The sequence below is a fragment of the Aquimarina agarivorans genome, from assembly GCF_000218485.1.
Lineage (GTDB): Bacteria > Bacteroidota > Bacteroidia > Flavobacteriales > Flavobacteriaceae > Aquimarina > Aquimarina agarivorans.
Map to the genome: position 1 here is coordinate 1 of NZ_AFPB01000037.1, position 1,259 is coordinate 1,259.

The window sequence follows — 1,259 nt, forward strand, 5'->3', positions numbered from 1 at the left end:
ACGTATCCATGGTGTAGTTTTATTGTACATTTTTTGCCAAGGAAATTGTACTTTTATACGGCTCATCCTATTGGGGTCGTTAACAGCTATTACTTTGGCTACTTGTGGATGAGAAGGATGCATTAAATCGATATCCGTTAAAGGATAAACATCAATTTCTAAGGGTATTGCCGTAAAGTTATTGGTATATGTTCCTCCTTGCTTATAACTGTGTGTAATTTGTATTACCCTGTAGCGTCCAAAGTCTCCTTGATTACTCTTAATAACAATAATTTTCCCCAGTGAAACTCCAGTATTGGTGCTTTTACCTACAATGCTTACTTGTTTTTGTTCGGCTAATTTTTTTTGTAATGCTACCGAGCTGTCTAATTGTTGTTGCAATTGTTGGCTCTCGAATCCGTAAAAAATTTGTTTATTGTCTTTTTTAGGGAAAAATTGCTTGCTCACATTGTTGGCAAATGCACTATATCCGCTAGCGTTTGAAGCGATACTGTTACTAGAAGTTTCTATAGTACTTTCAGATGTATAATCATTGCTATAATAATTAAAATGTAAAGGGTTAACTGTTAAACCCAAACTAAAATCCTTTAAGTCGACTCCGTAATTTAAATGTATTTCGTCTCCTAAATCAGGTTTTCCAAAATGTAACGTATCTCTACTATATACCAAATACTCGCCTTGTGTAGCGGCTAAATATTGTAAATACTGGAAGGTACTTTGGTGATGTTGTACCGAGTAGGAGAGCAATGTGTTATTTTCAGGTTGTACTCTTATACTGAATTCTGAGCTATTGTAGTCTTTTGTGACTTCTTCAATGATATCGGAAACTGATTTTTCTAAAAAGCTATCTATATTAGAACCATCATCTAAAAGAATACTGTTACTCATTCCTTTAACTTCTATAAGATCTCCCATTCAACCATGCTCGTTTCCTTTTTTACCTTTTATTTCAGTAATTTTTCCTTTAAAATATAGGGTTTCCCTATTCAGTCTACCACCTTCGGAAACTTCTAAATAAAAAGGTTTACCTAAAAAGGAGCGACTTTGTTCTAATACTGTGGATCCTGAAAGTCTATTTTCCAGAGCATCTCCACGGATAGAAACTGAGAATACAGCATGCTGTCCTATTTTTTCTTCTAACGAAAAATTGACAATTTTATTAAAAAAAGTACCGTCTAAGTATACTTGCAATTGAGTGTATAATGACATTTTTTTACGTTATTTAAGAGTAGTGTAATTTACCGTGGGTTACTAACTTG

2 protein-coding genes are annotated in these 1,259 nt (G+C 33.7%); both read right to left on the minus strand.

Features of this window, described 5'->3' with window-relative positions:
• Positions 1-915: contractile injection system protein, VgrG/Pvc8 family (locus tag GMC_RS23335; protein ID WP_010520526.1), on the minus strand; the 915-nt coding region annotated here is incomplete at its 3' end.
• A complete protein-coding gene (locus tag GMC_RS23340; RefSeq protein ID WP_010520527.1) occupies positions 916-1,209 on the minus strand; it encodes a hypothetical protein in 294 nt (97 codons plus the stop codon).
• Positions 1,210-1,259: the final 50 nt, after the last annotated feature.